This is a genomic window from Streptomyces sp. NPDC037401, from assembly GCF_055602345.1.
In genome coordinates, this window is the sequence record NZ_JBVJWO010000046.1 from 42,454 (window position 1) to 60,390 (window position 17,937).

Sequence of the window (17,937 nt, forward strand, 5' to 3'; positions counted from 1 at the left end):
CGCCCCCCCCCCCCCCCCCCCCCCCCCCCCCCCCCCCCCCCCCCCCCCCCCCCCCCCCCCCCCCCCCCCCCCCCCCCCCCCCCCCCCCCCCCGCTCCGGCCGGGCGGCTCCGGTCAGGCAGCCGTACGGCGGCGGTCCGGGGCGGCCCCGCTCTCGGGCTGCGCCAGCCACCACGGGTTGCGCCGGGCCCAGGCGATGGTGCGGAGCAGGCCCTCGCGCAGGTCGGTGCCGGCCTGCCAGCCCAGGGTCTCGCCGATCTTGGTGGTATCGGGGACCCTGCGCTGCAGGTCCTGGTAGCGGGCGCCGAGGTGGTCCGCCGTCTCCGAGGGCACGGTGGCCCCGACCCCCGTGAGGTCGGCGACCAGGGCCGCGACCTCGGCCACGGTGGTCTCGGTCCGGCTGCCGACGTTGAAGCACTCGCCGAGCGCCCGCTCGTCGGTGCCCGCGGCCACGGTGGCGGCGATGGCGTCCTGGACGTAGGTGAAGCAGCGGGTCTGGCCGCCCTGGTCGTAGACCACCGGCGGCCGGCCGTTCAGGGCCCGGTGGACACTGCGGCTGACCACGAAGGCGGGGCGCTGGCGGGGCCCGTAGACGTTGAAGTAGCGCACGATGGACATGCGCAGGTCCCGTTCGCGTGCGTAGCCGAAGGCGAGGTGCTCGCCCAGGGCCTTGCTGGAGGAGTAGCTCCAGCGGTCCACTGCGGTGCCGCCGAGCACCCGGTCGTCGTCCTCCCGCCAGGGGACGGCCGGGTTCTTGCCGAAGACCTCGCTGGTGCTGGCGAGCAGCACCCGGGCGCCGGAGCGGGAGGCCGACTCGAGGACGTTGCGCGTGCCGAGGAGGTTGATGTCGATGACGTCGAGCGGGCGGTCGAGGTAGCGGTCCACACCGACGACGGCGGCGAGGTGGTACACGGTGTCCGCGCCTTCGCGCAGCAGCCGGTCCACCGCCCCGGGGTCGCGGATGTCCCCGTCGACGTAGCGCACCGAGTCCGGCGGGGTGTGGTCGGCCGGGGGCGTGCCGCCGTCGAAGACGGTCACCTCCTCGCCGCGCCGCACCAGTTCGTCGACCAGATGGCTGCCCAGGAACCCGCACCCTCCGGTGACCACCACCCGTGCCATGCCGTACCCCCCGCCCTGCCGGTTCGTCCTTGCCTCCACTGTCGGCAGCGGTCCGGGGCCCGCGCATCTCCTGGTTTGCCGTGTGCGGACGGGAGTTCGGAATGCGGACGGAAGTGCGGAGTCGGTACGCCCACCGCAATCCAGAAGATGCCGCGGAGGAACGCCGATACGACGATGGGCGCAGCACGCGAGCCACAGGAGCCCTTCCGATGTCTGTGCACCTCCCTGATCCGGCATGAGCGCGCCTGCCGGTCTCGTCTCCCGCATCGCCGTGTCGGCGGCCACGCCGGTGTCCCGGACCGGTCCCGACGCCGGAGCCTGGCTCGCCGGAAAACGCCGGCAGCCCTTCGAGTCCACCGTGATCCCGCTGGAGGAACTGACCGACCCGCAGGGCTGGTCCTTCGCCCCGGACACCGGCAACCTCGTCCACCGCACCGGCCGGTTCTTCACCGTGGAGGGCCTGCACGTGCGGACCGACTCCGGGCCGGTGCCCGAGTGGTGGCAGCCGGTCCTGGTCCAGCGGGACATCGCGATCCTCGGCATCATCGCCAAGGAGTTCGACGGGGTGCTGCACTTCCTGCTGCAGGCCAAGATGGAGCCCGGCAACGCCGGTCTGGTGCAGCTGTCGCCCACGGTGCAGGCGACCTCCAGCAACTACACCCGGGTGCACCGCGGCGGGCGCACCCCGTACGTCGAGTTCTTCACCGAGCCCGGCCGGGGCCGGGTCCTCGTGGACGTGCTCCAGTCCGAACAGGGCGCGTGGTTCCACCTCAAGCGCAACCGCAACATCGTGGTCGAGGTCACCGGGGAGGTGCCCGAGCACGAGGACTTCCACTGGCTGACCCTGGGTCAGATACGGCGGCTGCTCCGGCGGCGCAGTGTGATCAACATGGACACGCGTACGGTCCTGGGCTGTCTGCCGTACCCGGCCGCCGGGGCAGGTGAGGGCCCCGCGCTGCACCCCATGACCGAGGTGCTCAGCTGGTTCACCGGCCGCAAGAGCGCGTACGGACTGGACGCCCGCCTGGTGCCCCTGGGCTCGCTGCCCGGGTGGGGCGTCCGGGACGGGCGGATCTCCGCCGACGACGGCCGCGGCTTCAGCATCGTCGGCGTCCGCACCCGGGCCCACACGCGCGAGGTGCACAGCTGGACGCAGCCACTGCTCGCCCCGCACGGCCTCGGCCTGGCGGGGCTGCTGGTGCGGCGGATCGGCGGGGTGCCGCACGCCCTGGTGCGGGCCGAGGTGCTGCCCGGGTACCGGGACGCCGTGGAGCTGGGCCCCACCGTGCGGTCCGTCCTGGACGCGGACGGCAGCCTGCCCGCGGGCGCGCCCCGGCCCCCGTACCTCGACCTGCTGCTGTCGGCCCGCGAGGGCGTGCGCTACGACGCGGTGCAGTCCGAGGAGGGCGGCCGCTTCCACCACGCCGAGACCCGCTACCTGATCGTCGAGGCCCGCGGGGACCTCCCGCTGGAGGCGCCCCCGGACTACGCCTGGCTGTCCGTCGGCCAGCTCGCGGCCCTCCAGCGGCACAGCTACTACCTCGGCATCGAGGCCCGGACCCTGCTCCTGTGCCTGAACACCCTCTGACGGAACACGACGCCACCAGCGGAAGGATTCTGATGGCCATTCACGTATGGGACTACCTCGAGGAGTACGAGGCCGAGCGCGAGGACATCCTCGACGCGGTCGACACCGTGTTCCGGTCCGGCAAGCTCGTCTTCGGCGAGAGCGTGGGGCGCTTCGAGGCGGAGTACGCCGCGTACCACGGGGTCCGGCACTGCGTCGGCGTGGACAACGGCACCAATGCCGTCAAGCTCGGCCTGCAGGCCCTGGGGGTGGCTCCCGGCGACGAGGTCATCACCGTCTCCAACACCGCCGCGCCGACCGTCCTGGCCATCGACGGGGCGGGCGCCACACCGGTCTTCGTGGACATCGACCCCGTCACGTACCTGATGGACACCTCCCAGGTGGCGGAGAAGATCACGGACCGCACCAAGGCGGTCATCCCGGTGCACCTGTACGGGCAGTGCGTGGACCTCGCCCCGCTGCAGGAGCTGGCCGACCGCCACGGGCTGAAGATCCTGGAGGACTGCGCCCAGGCCCACGGCTCCCGCCGCAACGGCGTGCTCGCCGGGACCGCGGGCGACGCGGGCGCCTTCTCCTTCTACCCGACCAAGGTGCTCGGCGCGTACGGCGACGCCGGCGCCGTCATCACCAACGACCCCACCGCCGACGAGGACCTGCGCCGGCTGCGCTACTACGGCATGGAGGACCGCTACTACGTCGAGCGGACCCCGGGGCACAACGCGCGCCTGGACACGGTGCACGCCGAGATCCTGCGCCGCAAGCTGCGCCGCCTGGACGACTACATCGAGGGCCGCCGCGCGGTCGCCCGCCGCTACGAGGAGGGCCTCGGCGACACCGGCCTGGTCCTGCCGCAGACCGCCCCGGGCAACGAGCACGTCTACTACGTGTACGTGGTCCGCCACCCCGAGCGGGACGGGATCCTCGCGGCCCTGCGGGAGTTCGGCTTCGAGTTCAACATCAGCTACCCGTGGCCGGTCCACACCATGAACGGCTTCTCCCACCTCGGGTACGGCACCGGGGACCTGCCCCTCACCGAGTCGGCCGCCGACGAGATCTTCTCCCTGCCCATGTACCCGTCGCTGCCCGAGGACCTTCAGGAGAAGGTCATCACGGCGCTTCGCGGCATACTCGCCCGCGGCTGACGGAGGTCTGCCATGCGTGTCCTGTTCGTCACGAATCCCTTCCGCGCCCACCTGTACGTACAGGTGCCGCTCGCCTGGGCGCTGCGCACGGCCGGCCACGAGGTGGTCATCGCCGGGCCGCCCGACCTTGCCGACGCCATCGCCCGCACGGGGCTGCCCGGGATCGCCGTCGGCGATCCGCTGAACCTGGAGGCCATGCTCGCCGCGGGCCCGCCGCCGGACGACCCGTCCTGCGACCCGCGGGGCACCCGTACCGGCCGTTCCGTGCAGGAGGACTTCTGCTGGAGCGACGCCCTCACCGAGCTCCAGGACCTCACCGGGGGCGTGCGCGCGGTGTTCTTCCCCGAGCGCACCTTCGAGGACCTGATCGGCTTCGCCCGGCAGTGGCGCCCCGACCTGGTCATCTCCGACCCGACGGCGTACCCCGGCACGGTGGCCGCCAAGGTGGTGGGGGCCGCGCACGCCCGTATGACCCTCAACGTGGACCGTACCGCGCAGCTGCGGGCCGCCTGCCGCCCCCGGTTCGCCGAGGGCACCGCGGACCCGCTGCAGGAGTGGCTGGAGCCCATCCTGGCGCGGCACGGCGTCGCCTTCGACGAGTCGGCGGTGCTGGGGCAGTGGACCATCTCGCCGGTGCCGTCCTGGATCGGGCACACCGACGGCGTCCACTACCTGCCGATGCGGGCGGTTCCCTTCAACGGCCCGGCGAGCACGCCCCGCTGGGTGTACGAGAAGCCGGAGCGGCCCCGTGTGGTGGTCACCCAGGGCATCTCGCACCGGGACGCCACCATCTCCGGGGTGTCCTCCGCGGCCCGGAGCCTCTTCGAGGCCGTGGCGGACCTCGACGCCGAGGTCATCGCCACCCTCGACGCGAAGCAGCTCGGCTCGGCGGCCGTCCCGGACAACGTCCGCGCCGTGGACTTCGTCCCCTTCACCTCGCTGCTGCCCGGCTGCGCGGCCATCGTCCACGAGGGCGGGGTCGGCAGCTTCGCCACCGCCCTGGAGAACGGCGTACCGCAGGTGGTCGTCCCGAACGACTTCCGTTCGGAGAAGTGGTGGGGCCCGGTCGCCATCGGCACGGGCCTGGAGGCGCAGGGCGCCGGGGAGTACGCGGGCAACTCCAGCACCCTGACGCCGGCAGTCCTGCACGACAGCCTCAAGCGGATCCTGGACGACTCCTCCTACGCCGCGAACGCGGCGCGGCTGCGCACCGAGGTACGGGCCATGCCCAGCCCCAACGAGCTGGTCCCGGCCCTGGAACGGCTCACCGCCGCACACCGCACCGCCCGCCCCTGACCCGGCCGAGGCCGCCGAAGCCATGGAAGGCACCATGATCATCACCGAGTGCACCCGCTGCCGCATCTGCGGCAACGGCACCCTGCTGCCCGTACTCGACCTGGGCACCCAGGCCCTGACCGGCATCTTCCCCCGCCCCGACGAGGTGGTGCCGACCGCTCCGCTGGAGCTGGTCAAGTGCTCCCCCGAAGGCTGCGGGCTGGTCCAGCTGAGGCACACCGCCGACCTGTCGCTGATGTACGGCGACCGCTACGGCTACCGCTCCAGCATCCGCCCGTTCATGATCAACCACCTGCACGGGAAGGTGGCCCGGCTCACCGGCCTGGTCCCCCTGGAGGCCGGCGACGTGGTCGTCGACATCGGCGCCAACGACTCCACCCTGCTGCAGGGGTACCGCACCGCGGGCCTGACCCGCGTGGGCATCGACCCCACCGGCGAGAAGTGGCGCTCGTACTACCCCGAGGACATCGACCTGATCCCGGACTTCTTCTCCGAGGAGGTCTACGCCGAGCGGTTCGGCGACCGCAAGGCGAAGATCGTCACCTCGATCGCGATGTTCTACGACCTGCCCGACCCCACTTCCTTCATGGCCGACATCCACTCGATCCTCACCGACGACGGGATCTGGATGGTCGAGATGAGCGACCTGGGCTCCATGATCGAGGGGCTGGCCTACGACGCGGTCTGCCAGGAGCACCTGGAGTACTACTCCTTCGCGCAGATCGAGTGGATGGCCGAGCGGGTCGGCTTCACCGTCACCTCGGCCGAGGTCACCGACGTCAACGGCGGCAGCCTCTGCCTGACCTTGGTCAAGGACCCCTCCCGGCACACCGTGGACACGGCGTCCGTCGAGCGGATCCGGCAGCGCGAGGCCCGCCTCGGGCTCTCCTCCCTCGACACCTACGGGACCTTCGCCCGGCGGGTCGCCGAACACCGCGAGCAGCTGCGCGGATTCCTCGCCGACTCGCGGGCCGCCGGGAAGCTGACCCTTGGCTACGGGGCCTCCACCAAGGGCAACGTGGTCCTGCAGTACTGCGGGATCACCACCGAGGACCTGCCCTGCATCGGCGAGGTCAGCGCGGAGAAGCACGGCAACGTCACCCCCGGCACCCGGATCCCCATCGTCTCCGAGGAGGCCGCCAAGGCCATGCGCCCGGACCAGCTGCTGGTGCTCCCCTGGGGACACCGCAAGGGGTTCCTGGAGCGCGAGACCCAGTACCGGGCCGGCGGCGGAAAGCTCGTCTTCCCGCTGCCCGCCATCGAGTCGGTCTGACCGCCCGCACCGGGAAGGAAGGCGGAACGAAAGTGAGCGGATGCCGGATCTGCGGGGGCCGGGTCGAGGAGTTCCTCGACCTGGGGCCCCAGCCGCTGCCCGACGCGTTCCTGCTCCCCGCCGAGCTCGGCGCGGGGCACGAGGAGTACTTCCACCGGCTCGCCGTGGGCAGCTGCACCGGCTGCACGGTGGTGCAGCTGACCGGGGAGGTGCCGCGGGAGCGGGTGTTCCACCACGACTACCCGTACCGCTCCTCGCAGTCCTCGGCGATGGGGGAGCACTTCACCCGCACCGCCGTCGGCTTCCTGGAGACCGAACTGGCCCGCTCCGCGGACCCGTTCTTCGTGGAGATCGGCTGCAACGACGGCACGCTGCTGCGGACCGTGGCCCTGGCCGAGCTGCGCCACCTGGGCTTCGAGCCCTCCGGCGGGGTCGCCGAGCTCGCCCGTGCCCAGGGCGCCCGGGTGCGCACCGACTTCTTCGAGGAGTCCACCGCCGCCGAGGTTCGGGCCGCCGAGGGGCCGGCCGACGTCATCTACTCCTCGGACACCATCAGCCAGATCCCGTACACGGCCTCCCTGCTCGCCGGGGTGGACGCCCTGCTCGGCCCCGACGGGGTGTTCGTCTTCGACGACCCCTACCTCCGGGACATGATCGAAAAGACCTCCTTCGACCAGATCTGCAACGAGCGCTTCTACCTCTTCTCGGTGCGCTCGGTGAAGGCCATGGCCGAGCGGTACGGATTCACGCTCGTCGACGCCGTCCGGCTGCCCGGGTACGGCGGGGGCATGCGCTACACCCTGGCCCGGGCCGGCGCCCGTACCCCCTCCCCGGCGGTGGCCCGGCTGCTGGCCGAGGAAGAGGCCCTGAAGCTGACCGAGCCGCAGACCCTGCGGGAGTTCGCCGCCTCCGTCCTGCGGATCCGCGACGACCTCACCGCGCTGCTGCGCTCCCTGCGGGCGGAGGGCAGGACCGTCGCCGGGTACGGGGCCACCGCGAAGAGCGCCACCGTCACCAACTTCTGCGGCATCGGCCCGGAGCTGATCCCGTACGTCTGCGACACCACCCCCGTCAAACAGGGCCGGCTCACCCCCGGGATGCACCTCCCGGTGGTGCCGCCGGAGACCTTCGCCGCGGACTACCCCGACTACGCCCTGCTGTTCGCCTGGAGCCACGCCGAGGAGATCATGGCCAAGGAGCAGGGGTTCCGCGAGGCGGGCGGCAAGTGGATCGTGTACGTACCGGAAGTCAGGGTGCTGGGGTCATGAAGGGCATCGTGCTCGCAGGCGGCGTCGGCACCCGGCTGTTCCCCCTGACCGTGGCCACCTCCAAGCAGCTGCTGCCCATCTACAACAAGCCGATGCTGTACTACCCGCTGTCGGTGCTGATGGAGGCCGGGATCCGGGAGATCCTGATCATCTCCACCCCGTCCGCCTCCCCGCTGATGGAGAGCCTCCTCGGGGACGGGGCCCGGCTCGGGCTGCACCTGACGCACGCCGTGCAGCACGAACCGCGGGGCATCGCCGAGGCCTTCCTGATCGGCCGCCGGCACATCGGCGGGGACAGCTCGGCGCTGGTGCTCGGCGACAACGTCTTCCACGGCTCCGGCTTCGGGCAGCTGCTGCGCCGCTCCCGGGAACACCTGGACGGGGCCGCCCTGTTCGGGTACTCGGTACCCGACCCGGAGCGGTACGGCGTCGGCGAGACCGATGCGGCCGGGCGGCTGGTCTCCATCGAGGAGAAGCCGCTGCACCCGCGCTCCGACAAGGCGATCACCGGCCTGTACTTCTACGACGACGCGGTGGTGGACCTGGTCCGGGACCTGGCGCCCTCCCCGCGCGGCGAGCTGGAGATCACCGACGTCAACCGGGCCTACCTGCGCCAGGGCCGGGTCAGGATGCACGACCTGGGCCGGGACTTCGCCTGGTTCGACTGCGGCACTCACGACTCCCTGCTGGCCGCCGGCCACTACGTGCAGACCGTGGAGAAGGACCGCGGCGAGCACGTGGCCTGCCTGGAGGAGATCGCCCTGCGGATGGGCTTCATCGACGCAGAGGCCTGCTACCGCCTCGGCGAGGGCATGCGGCAGTCGACGTACGGTCGCCACCTCACGGAGATCGCGTACGCGTACAGCTGAGGCGGCCGGTCCGGACTGCGGCGGCTGCGGCTGCGGCTGCGGCTGCCGGGACGAGCGCACGACAGGAGATGCGGGCGGGGCGGCCGGAAACGGACCATGTGCCTGGCCGCACGGCCGGCTGTACCCGCGGGACGGCACGGCACGGCGTGACCGGGCACGACGGAGGACAGAACCCGAAAACGAAGAAGACGAAGAGGACGAAGGGGAGACCGACGTGGCCGATCTGGAGAGGTGGGACCTGATGGTCCGCCGGGACGACCTGTCCGCGGTGGAGGTCCGGCCCGCCGCGGAGGTCCCCCTCCGCGAGGGCGAGGTGCGGCTGGCGGCGGAGAAGTTCGCGCTGACCGCGATCACCGCCACGTACGCCCGGCTCGGCGAGTCCGACCTGCCCTTCTTCGAGGCCTTCGCCGGCCCCGAGGGCTACGGCCGGGTCCCGACCTGGGGGTACGCCCGGGTGGCGGAGTCCCGGCACCCGGACGTCGCCGTCGGCGCCCGCTACTTCGGCTTCCTGCCGCTGTCCACGCACGTGGTCCTGGCCGCCGAGCCCACCGGCCGCGGTTTCGCCGACACCGCCCCGGAGCGCGAGTACCTCCACCCCTGGTACCGGGAGTACCTGCGGGCCGGGGAACCCGACGCGTTCGACGACCACCGGGTGCTGCTGCGCCCGCTGTACCCGGCGTCCTTCAACCTCGCCGAGTTCCTCGGCCGCGCGAGCACCCCGCGGACCCTGCTGGTCACCAGTGCCTCCAGCAAGACCGCGCTGGGCCTGGCCGGGCTGGTGGCCGACCGCGAGGACATCACCACCGTGGGCGTGACCTCCCCCGCCCACCTCGGCTTCGTCCGCGACCGCGGGCTCTACGACCGGGTCCTCACCTACGCCGACCTGCCCTCGGCCACCCTGTCCGGACCGGTGGTCCTGGTGGACTTCACCGGCCAGGAGGCCCGCCTGCGCACCCTCTACGACCTCTTCAAGCCGGTCCTGATGGACGCCCTCCTGGTCGGCTACACCCACCCGGGCGCCGAGATCGAGCCTCCCGAGGGGCTCACCCACCCCGAGCCGTGGATCTTCTTCACCCCCTCAGAGGAGGGCCGGCTCATCGAGAAGGAGGGCGAGGACTCCTACCGCACGCGGTACGCCGCCGCCGAGGAGGAGTTCGTCCGGGCCGCGCCCGCCTGGCTCACCGTCACCCGCCACACCGGCCCCGAGGCCCTGGCCTCCGTGTACCGCTCCCTCATCGGGGGCGAACTGCCGGCGGAGACGGGCACGGTGCTCACGCCCTGACCCGGCGGTACGCGCAAGGGGCCGGCGGGATTCCCCCGCCGGCCCCTTCTGCGTTCCCCCGTACGGGCGCTCAGGTACGGGCCGTGCAGCCCGGGGCGATCTCGCCGCGGAAGAGGCCCCCCGGGTCGACCCGGTCGCGGACGCGGTCCAGCCGGGCGACGTCCTCGGGCTCCAGGTGGGACTGGGGCTGTTCCAGGCTCGCCACGAAGGTGGGGGCCGTGCGGCCGGTGTCCCAGGGCGCGAGGGCCTGCCGGACCTCGGCGCAGTGGGCGCGGATCTCCTCCTCGGTGGCGCCGCCGCCCGGGACTCCCGCGCCGGAGTATGCGTAGCGGGCGCCCAGGTGGCCCAGGGCCCCGGCACCGCCGGGGCGTTCGGCCAGGGCGCCGCCGAGACCGCGCAGTTCGGCGACGGTGAGGGCGGAGCGGGGGCGGTCCACGGTGACCCGCAGGAAGGTCTCGATGCCCTCGTCCCCGAGGTCGCCGAGGAGCAGGTGGTCGCCGAGCACCGGCACCGGGTCCGGCGGGTCCATGTGGGTCTCGGGCACGGCGGCCGGGCCGGCCTCGTGCCAGGTGTCCATGACGGGTGCGGCCACCGCGCGCAGTTCGTCGAGGAGTTCGGCGGCCCGGGTTCGGGCGGTGGGCACGTCGGCCTCGGCGGGCGCGAGGAAGAGGCCGTCGAGGCAGAGCACCGGTCCGGCCGTCAGGACGGCGGGGATCTCGGGGAGTTTGGGCAGGTTCATGACGCGGATGGACGTGGTGGCCTCGTGGGGCGCCTCCTCGGTCCACTTGCGCCAGCGCGGCAGCAGCCTGGCCGCGTGCTCGGCGGACCAGAACGCGGCCCCGGTGACCACCGCGGCGGCCGGGAACAGCTCCACCTCGACCGCGGTGACCACGCCGAAGCCGCCGCCGCCTCCGCGCACCGCCCAGAACAGGTCCGGGTCGGTGACCGCGTCGGCCCGTCGCAGTTCCCCGTCGGCGGTGACCAGTTCCACGGCCCGGACGGTGTTGACGGCGAGGCCGGTGTGGCGGGCGTACATGCTCAGGCCGCCGCCCAGCAGGTAGCCGACCACGCCCACGGTCGGCGAGGAGCCGTGCGCGGCGGCCAGCCCGTGCGGGGCAGCCGCCTCGACCACGGCGCCCCAGCGGGTGCCCGCGGGCACCCGGGCGATCCGCCGGTCCGTGTCGAGCTCGACGGGGCCGGCGGGCTCGGTGCGCAGCAGCAGGTCCCCTTCCATGGGGCGGGCGGTGGCGGCGGCGTGGCCGGTGGCGTGCACCCGGACGCCGAGCCCGGCGGTGCGTGCCGCGGCGAGCGCGGCCCGTACCTCCGTGACGGTACGGACGGTGAGGGCGGCGGCCGGGGCGACGGGCGCGAACAGGTTGAACACCTGGGCGGCCGCCTCGTACGCCGCCTCTCCGGGCCGCGCGAGTGCCGGGGCGCCGGCGGGGTGCCGGTGGTCGGGGCTTGGGCTGGTCATCAGGTGGTGTCCTCCAACACGCCGGAAGGCGGAAGCGGGCGGGGCCCGTACGGGCGCGGCCGGGGCGGGTCCGCCCCGGCTCCGCGCGCGCCGCACCGCGCGGCGGCGCGCCCGTACGGGCCCCGGGGGCCGGATGTGACGCGGCGGCCCGGGAAGGTGCGAACTAGGCGGTGCGCTCGGCGGTGATGAAGACGAAGGCGCCGGTGCCCGACTCCTCACGGATGGTCAGGTTCGCCGCGGCCAGCCACTTCTTCACGTCGGCCAGCTCGAAGAGCAGCATGCCCGCGGGCCGGCTCGGGAAGTAGTGGGAGGCCTGGTAGTGGCGGTCGATCGGGTCGTCGGCCCAGCGGAAGGTCAGCAGGGTGAAGGTGCCGCCGGGCTTGAGGACGCGGCCGATCTCGGAGATGGCGGTGTCCGCCTGCTCGGGGAAGGCCTGGAGGGCGTTCCAGCAGTTGACCCCGCCGACGCTGGCGTCGTCGAAGGGCAGGCTCAGCGCGCTGGCGATGACCGCGGGCACCTCGGGCAGGGCCCGGCGCATCGCGTTCAGCATGGGCAGCGCAAGGTCCTGGGCGAGGAGCCGCTCGGTACCGACGGTCTTCTCGACGACGGCCGTCCAGCGTCCGGCACCGCAGCACAGGTCGAGGACGGTGCCGTCGACGGGGCGGGTGCGGGTGGCGAGGTACTCGTCCTCGTACTCCGGGGTGACGGCATCGTCCCAGTTGAGCCCGGCCACCCGCAGGAAGGCCGGGCGGAGCACCGACTCGTAGTACACGCCCATGCTGGGCATGCCGGCCAGCTTCTGCAGCAGGTCGGCGGTGTCGTCCTCCTCGGTGGCCCGGGAGCCGGTGTCCCCGCGGGACAGGTCGAGGAGCCCGTTGGCGAAGGCGTGGGAGTTGCCGCAGCCGGTGCAGCGGACGGAGCTCTCTCCGTACGCGAAGTCTTCACCGCAGGCGGGGCAGTGCAGCGCCTCGGCGTGCCGGGCGAAGGCCGCGGCGGGCAGTTCGGCGGCCTGGGCGGCCCACTGCTCGGCGGGCGGCAGCGGGTACGCGGTCTCCAGCGCCCGGCCGTGGCGGACCGCGAAGTACGCCTTCATGCCGGAGTACGCGAGGACGGTGCGGGTGTCGTTGTCCCAGTTGGCGGTGAGCTGCTCGGCGGTCAGGCCCGCGAAGAGTCCCGCGTCGAACTCCTGCTCGTCCGGGTTGAGCTGCCAGGCGGCGGGCGAGGGCCAGCAGCGGCCGAGGTCGGGACGGGCCGGGTCCAGGTCGGCGAGCGAGCGCTCCAGCCGGGTCCGGTCGTTGTCGTCGAGGCCCAGCGGGGTGGCCGCGGCGAGGATCCGCTCGCGGTCGGCGGGGAAGTGCGCGACCAGGTACAGCAGGGCGTAGGCGAAGGGGGTGCCGGAGCCGGCGGAGCCGAGCAGTTCCAGGTAGCGGTCCAGGCCCGCGCGGACGGCGGCGCGCACCGGGCCGTCGGTGACGGGGTGCTCGGACTCGGCGAGCAGGCCGAGGAGCACGGCGAGTCGGCCCCGGCGCTGTTCGTCCGCGGAGTCCAGCGCGGCGACGAGGGCGGGTATCGCCCCGGTCGCGGCCCCGGTCGGGCCCTCCGGACCCCATACCGACGCGGCCAGGGCCTGGAACGCGGCCTCCAGCCCGTCGGCGGGCGCGTTCGCGAAAGCGTCCAGGAGGTCGGTGGGGGCCGGGCCGGTCGTCGGGTGGGTCATCAGATTTCCTCCGTGGCGACCCGGCCGCCTGGCCGGGAGGGGTACGGCTCCCGTGGCGCGCGGCAGGTCCGGCGGTGCGCCCGGGCAGGCGGCCCGCCGTCCCCCGGTGGCCGGCCGCGGGGGCCGCCGGCCCGGGCGGACCGCGCGGTCGGGGAAGGGACGGCACCCAGCTTCCCTGGGCCGGTCACGGCCCGCATCTCTGTGCTTGCGGTGTCCGCGCAGGCCGGACCAGGGTGACGCAGAGCGGGACGGGCCGCCGACGGCCCGTCCCGCTCTGTGTACCGCTTCCCTCGTGCGGGCTGTCCCGCGCCCTGCCCGGTGCCCGGGCTCACCCTGCGGGGAGCCGGCGCCGTACGGAGCGTGTTACTCCCCGGGCACCTCGAACAGCGGGCGGATCTCCACGCCGCCGTCGAGCACCGGGACGATCTTGGCGATCTCCAGGGCGTGGTCCAGGTCCTTGGCCTCGATGACGAAGGCGCCGCCGATGGACTGCTTGCCCTGGGCGAACGGACCGTCGCTGATCTCGCCGTCACGCACCGACTTGGCGGCGGTGGCCGGCTGCAGGGCGAGCCCGCTGACGAGGGAGGCACCGAGCTCCTCGATGCGGCCCGGCAGCGCCTCGTGACCCTCGAGCAGTTCCTTGGGAGCGTTCTCCCAGCCGCCGGGGATCTCGGACTCGTAGATGAAAACCGCAAACTGAGCCATGGTGGCTCTCCTTCCTGCGCTCTGACTGCGTTCGGCGCGCTCCACGGCGGCCGGGCCCGCGCCTACGTGGAGAACACCCGCCACATTTTTCCCATCCCGAACCGGGATCGCATCTTCCAGATTGCCCTCTGCAGCCCCCCTCCCGGCCGGGATCGGCGGAATTCGGCCGCGAGTGGCGCCGTCGCAACCAGGGAGATGCGAACGGCCTGCCCGCCCCGGAGGCTGGCGGCAGGGCCGGCCCCGGCGCACGTGCGCGCGCCGCCCGCCCCTGCCCCACGCTCCGTCACCCCCCTTGTCACCGAGCATCCTTTGGGAGACACGCATGAACTCCGGCGCCCCGGACGGACCCGTCGTCATCGAGGCCTGGCTGTCCGAGTTCCCGTTCCCGGACTTCCTGGAGCCGATCCGGGCGCGGGCCCGGGAGTTCGAGGCGGCGCACCCCGGGTACCGGGTCGAGATCCGCGGGTTCTCGTACGAGCAGCTGCCCGCGGAGATCGCCAGGGCCGCCGCGGCGGGCACCGCCCCGGCCCTGGCCACGTATTACGCGGGCGCCTCCCAGCTGGCGCGGGACGCCCGGAACCCGGACGGGAGCCCGCTGTTCGTCTCGGTGGAGCGGGCCGTGGCGGGCCGGTCCGAGATCCTCGGCGAGAAGGTGGTCCTGGACGACTTCCTGCCGGGGGTACGCGAGTACTACACGGTGGACGGGGACTTCGCGACCGTGCCGATGACCCTGTCCACGATGCTGCTCTACGCCAACACCACGGCCCTGCGGGAGGCGGGGGTGGCGTCGGTGCCGCGCACCTGGCAGGAGACCACGGCGGCCTGCGAGGCGGTGGCACGGCGGGCCGGCCGGGCCCGGCACACCATCGCCTGGCCGGTGGACGGCAAGTTCATGCAGCACGCGGTGGCCCAGCAGGGGGCCTTCCTCGCCGACGCGGGCAACGGCCGGCACGGCCGGGCGGCCACCGTGGACCTGACCTCGCGGGCGCTGATCGACTACGTGGAGTGGTGGCGGGCGCTGCACCGGGACGGCCACTACCTGCACACGGGGGTGCCGGAGGACTGGGCGGGCACCTTCAAGGCGCTCGTCGGCCAGGAGGTGGTGCTGCGGTTCAGCTCCTCCTTCGACGCCAACTACATGGTGGGGGCGGCGGCCGGGGCGGGCTTCGACCTGGAGGTCGGGGTGCTGCCCCGCAACGGCGCGATGCCCTGTGCGGGCAACTGGATCGGCGGGGACTCGCTGTGGCTGGCGGACGGCCTGGACGAGGCGGTCCGGGACGGGGCGCTGGCGTTCACGATGTACCTCAACAGTCCGCGCGCGGCGGCGGAGTGGCACAAGGCGAGCGGCTCGGCCCCGGCCACGTACGGGGTGATCTCCCTGCTGGAGGAGGAGGGCTGGTTCGAGGCGCACCCGCACCACCGGGCGACCGTGGAGCAGTTGGAGCTGCGCGGCGGGCCGGCGGAGGCGCACGGGGCGGTGCTGGGCGGGTTCCACGCCATCCAGATCGCGATGATGGAGGCGATGGAGGACGTGCTGTCCGGCGGGGCCGATCCGCGGACCCGGTTCGAGAAGGCCGAGGCGCAGGCACAGGCCCTGCTGGACGAGTACAACGCGTACGCGCTGGGCACCGGCCCGCAGACCCCGGCCTGCCTGGCGGTCCGCATCTGACCGGCGGCCGTCCGCACGGGCGGGGCCGCTGAGCACGGTGGGAGAAGACAGCCCCGTTCCGGCTCGGCCAGGCTGGTGGCCTCCCCCACCCACCGACCACCCAGGGCATGACGTGCCCCGCGGGGCGCCCGCCCGCGCAGGAGGAACCCGTGAGCGACACCGTGAGCGACACCGCCGTCCCGGGCCCGGGAGCTGCCACGATCACCGCGGACGACCCGCGGTATCCGAGCCTGGTCCTGGGCACCAACCACCGGTTTCCCGGCACCCCCGACTACGTGCGCGTGGTCACCACCACCGCGCAGGTGACGGAGGCCGTGGCCGAGGCGGTGGCCGCGGGCAAGCGGGTCTCGGTCCGCAGCGGCGGGCACGGTTTCGAGAACCTCGCCGCCGAGGGCATCGAGGTGCTGCTGGACCTCTCCGAGATGACGGAGGTCCGCTACGACCCGGCCCTGCGGGCCTTCTCCATCGAGGCGGGCGCGACCCTCGGGCACGTCTACCGGGTCCTGTTCAAGAACTGGGGCGTGACAATCCCGGCGGGCGAGTGCCCCGAGGTGGGCGTGGGCGGGCACATCACCGGCGGCGGGTACGGGCCGCTCTCGCGGAGCCTGGGCGCGGTGGTGGACTACCTGTACGCGGTGGAGGTCGTGGTCGTCGACGCGGACGGCACGGCCCGTGCGGTGGTGGCCACCCGGGAGCCGGAGGACCCGCACCACGACCTGTGGTGGGCGCACACCGGGGGCGGCGGCGGCACCTTCGGCATCGTGACCCGGTTCTGGATGCGCTCCCCGGGCGCGACGGGCGCAGATCCGGCCCGGCTGCTCCCGAAGGCGCCGACCCGGTGGCGCAGCGGGATGGTGGTGTGGTCCTGGGAGTCCATGACCGAAGAGTCGTTCACCACGCTCCAGCGCAATTTCGGCGCCTGGTTCGAGCGCAACAGCGGCCAGGACTCGCCGTACGCGCCGCTGGCGGGCTTCTTCCACGGCACGCACCGGTCCGGTTTCGGGCTGACGGTGGGTGCGCACATCGACGACGACGTGCCGGACGCGGAGAAGCTGATGGACGCGTTCTTCGACGAGGTCTCGGCCGGCGTGGACGCGGCCCCGCTGATGCGCCACCAGCAGGTGCGGCCCTGGCTCTACGTGTCCTCGTACCCGAACTGGGGCGACCCGGGCGACGCCTTCACCCGCCGCATCAAGATCAAGGCGGCCTATCTGCGCAAGGGGTACTCGGACCGGCAGATCGGCGCGCTGTACCGCCACCTGACCCGCGAGGAGACCAGCCCCGCCCAGCTGATCCTGATCGGCTACGGCGGGCGCGTGAACACCGCCGATCCCGCCGCCACGGCCACGGCCCAGCGCGATTCGGTCCTCAAGGCGGCGTACATGTCGGTGTGGGCCTCGGAGTCCGACGACGACACCAACATCCGGCTGCTGCGGGAGATGTACCGCGAGGTCTACGAGGAGACCGGCGGCGTCCCCGTGCCCGACGCGGCGAACGACGGCTCGTACGTGAACTACGCCGACCGTGACCTGGCCGATCCGGAGTGGAACACGTCGGGGGTCCCCTGGCACACCCTCTACTACAAGGACAACTACCCCCGCCTCCAGCAGGTGAAGGCGGCGTACGACCCCCGCGACGAGTTCCGCCACGCCCTGTCGGTCCGTCTCCCGGACTGACGCTCACCCGTTGGTGGTCCTGCCGTGACCGGCCGCCCGGCCGGGCGCAGACTCGATGTACGACAGTTGTAAGACAGGCGGGAGAGGGCCATGGCCGGCAGCACGAAGACCGGAGGCAGGAGTACCGGCGGCAAGGCGCCCCGGAGGGGAGCGCCGGCAGGAGCCCTGGGACCCAGCCGGCTGGCCCAGGTGAGGCTCCGCGCCGACGAGGTCACGGCACTGCAGGAAGTGATGCGTGCGCTGGACCTGGAATCGACCTCCGACGCCCTGCGCGAAGGACTGCGGCTCCTTGCCCGCGAGGCGGCCGAGGTGAGCGCTGCCGAGGAGATCCGCGCGTTCTACCGTTCGCAGTCTGTGCCGCTGCCGGACGGGGTCCTCCAGCCCACCGAGGACGAGCTCGCGGCAGCCGACGAGGTCCAGTGGTGAACCTCGGCTCGGCGCCGCGGGGCGAGGTGTGGGCCTGTGCGTTACCGCAGCCGCTCGGGCCTCAACCGGTGGTCATCCTCACCGTCAACCGGATCGCCGAGCCCCTGAGCGCGGTCACCGTCGCCGTGATCACCGGTACCTCCGGCCCCCAGACCACTCACGTACCCGTCGGTCCGGACTCGGGGCTGACGAAGTACGCCGAGTCGTACGTGAACTGCACCGATGTCCACACCATCGCCACGTCACGGCTGCGCAGGAAGCTGGGCCTGCTGGCCCCGGCCGAACTGCGGCAGGTCGAGAACTCCGTCCGGCTGGTGCTCGGACTGCAGCACTGACCGCTCGCGGGGGGGGGGGGGGGGGGGGGGGGGGGGGGGGGGGGGGGGGGGGGGGGGGGGGGGGGGGGGGGGGGGGGGGGGGGGGGGGGGGGGGGGGGG

General features: G+C 73.3%; 15 protein-coding genes. 11 read left to right on the plus strand and 4 right to left on the minus strand.

The genetic code is table 11. From position 1 onward, the window contains the following. Positions 1-113: 113 nt before the first annotated feature. The gene (locus ACZ7H1_RS33415) at positions 114-1,118 is read right to left on the minus strand and encodes an NAD-dependent epimerase/dehydratase family protein (RefSeq protein WP_470791809.1); all 1,005 of its coding nucleotides are present in this window, start codon (positions 1,116-1,118) and stop codon (positions 114-116) included. Positions 1,119-1,353: 235 nt separating this feature from the next. On the opposite strand from ACZ7H1_RS33415, the gene ACZ7H1_RS33420 reads away from it, so the two are divergent. The 7 genes from ACZ7H1_RS33420 (at position 1,354) to ACZ7H1_RS33450 (ending at position 9,836) form a co-directional block, all read left to right on the plus strand. Then, positions 1,354-2,706 carry an NDP-hexose 2,3-dehydratase family protein gene (locus ACZ7H1_RS33420; protein ID WP_470791810.1) on the plus strand — a complete coding sequence of 451 codons (1,353 nt, stop codon included), beginning with the start codon at positions 1,354-1,356 and terminating at the stop codon, positions 2,704-2,706. A gap of 32 nt (positions 2,707-2,738) precedes the next feature. Then, positions 2,739-3,848 carry a DegT/DnrJ/EryC1/StrS family aminotransferase gene (locus tag ACZ7H1_RS33425; protein WP_470791812.1) on the plus strand — a complete coding sequence of 370 codons (1,110 nt, stop codon included), beginning with the start codon at positions 2,739-2,741 and terminating at the stop codon, positions 3,846-3,848. Between the two features lie 12 nt (positions 3,849-3,860). Then, on the plus strand, positions 3,861-5,144 hold the full coding sequence (locus ACZ7H1_RS33430) for a nucleotide disphospho-sugar-binding domain-containing protein (RefSeq protein WP_470791814.1): 1,284 nt from the start codon (positions 3,861-3,863) through the stop codon (positions 5,142-5,144). A 34-nt stretch (positions 5,145-5,178) separates the two neighbouring features. Beyond that, on the plus strand, positions 5,179-6,417 hold the full coding sequence (locus ACZ7H1_RS33435) for a class I SAM-dependent methyltransferase (RefSeq protein ID WP_470791815.1): 1,239 nt from the start codon (positions 5,179-5,181) through the stop codon (positions 6,415-6,417). 32 nt (positions 6,418-6,449) lie between these two features. Next, positions 6,450-7,685, plus strand: a complete 1,236-nt coding sequence (locus tag ACZ7H1_RS33440; RefSeq protein WP_470791816.1) for a methyltransferase domain-containing protein — start codon at positions 6,450-6,452, stop codon at positions 7,683-7,685. Further along, positions 7,682-8,554, plus strand: coding sequence for a glucose-1-phosphate thymidylyltransferase RfbA (gene rfbA, locus ACZ7H1_RS33445; protein WP_470791818.1), 873 nt, complete (start codon positions 7,682-7,684; stop codon positions 8,552-8,554). Before ACZ7H1_RS33440 ends, rfbA begins: the two co-directional genes overlap by 4 nt. Positions 8,555-8,768: 214 nt before the next feature. Then, positions 8,769-9,836 carry a DUF2855 family protein gene (locus ACZ7H1_RS33450; RefSeq protein WP_470791820.1) on the plus strand — a complete coding sequence of 356 codons (1,068 nt, stop codon included), beginning with the start codon at positions 8,769-8,771 and terminating at the stop codon, positions 9,834-9,836. 70 nt (positions 9,837-9,906) lie between these two features. On the opposite strand, the gene ACZ7H1_RS33455 is transcribed toward ACZ7H1_RS33450, so the two are convergent. From ACZ7H1_RS33455 to ACZ7H1_RS33465, 3 genes are all read right to left on the minus strand, one after another. Next, a complete protein-coding gene (locus tag ACZ7H1_RS33455; RefSeq protein ID WP_470791822.1) occupies positions 9,907-11,310 on the minus strand; it encodes an FAD-binding protein in 1,404 nt (467 codons plus the stop codon). 163 nt (positions 11,311-11,473) lie between these two features. Beyond that, the gene (locus ACZ7H1_RS33460; protein ID WP_470791823.1) at positions 11,474-13,027 is read right to left on the minus strand and encodes a class I SAM-dependent methyltransferase; all 1,554 of its coding nucleotides are present in this window, start codon (positions 13,025-13,027) and stop codon (positions 11,474-11,476) included. Between the two features lie 363 nt (positions 13,028-13,390). Further along, on the minus strand, positions 13,391-13,732 hold the full coding sequence (locus ACZ7H1_RS33465) for a YciI family protein (protein ID WP_470791825.1): 342 nt from the start codon (positions 13,730-13,732) through the stop codon (positions 13,391-13,393). 322 nt (positions 13,733-14,054) lie between these two features. Here ACZ7H1_RS33465 and ACZ7H1_RS33470 point away from each other — a divergent pair, with 322 nt between their 5' ends. The 4 genes from ACZ7H1_RS33470 to ACZ7H1_RS33485 all read left to right on the plus strand — a co-directional run bounded on the left by ACZ7H1_RS33470 (position 14,055) and on the right by ACZ7H1_RS33485 (position 17,838). After that, positions 14,055-15,401, plus strand: a complete 1,347-nt coding sequence (locus ACZ7H1_RS33470; protein WP_470791826.1) for an extracellular solute-binding protein — start codon at positions 14,055-14,057, stop codon at positions 15,399-15,401. Between the two features lie 149 nt (positions 15,402-15,550). Next, on the plus strand, positions 15,551-17,077 hold the full coding sequence (locus ACZ7H1_RS33475; RefSeq protein WP_470791827.1) for an FAD-binding protein: 1,527 nt from the start codon (positions 15,551-15,553) through the stop codon (positions 17,075-17,077). 90 nt (positions 17,078-17,167) lie between these two features. Then, positions 17,168-17,503 carry a hypothetical protein gene (locus tag ACZ7H1_RS33480; protein WP_470791829.1) on the plus strand — a complete coding sequence of 112 codons (336 nt, stop codon included), beginning with the start codon at positions 17,168-17,170 and terminating at the stop codon, positions 17,501-17,503. Positions 17,504-17,529: 26 nt separating this feature from the next. Then, the gene (locus tag ACZ7H1_RS33485; protein WP_470791832.1) at positions 17,530-17,838 is read left to right on the plus strand and encodes a type II toxin-antitoxin system PemK/MazF family toxin; all 309 of its coding nucleotides are present in this window, start codon (positions 17,530-17,532) and stop codon (positions 17,836-17,838) included. Positions 17,839-17,937 lie beyond the last annotated feature (99 nt).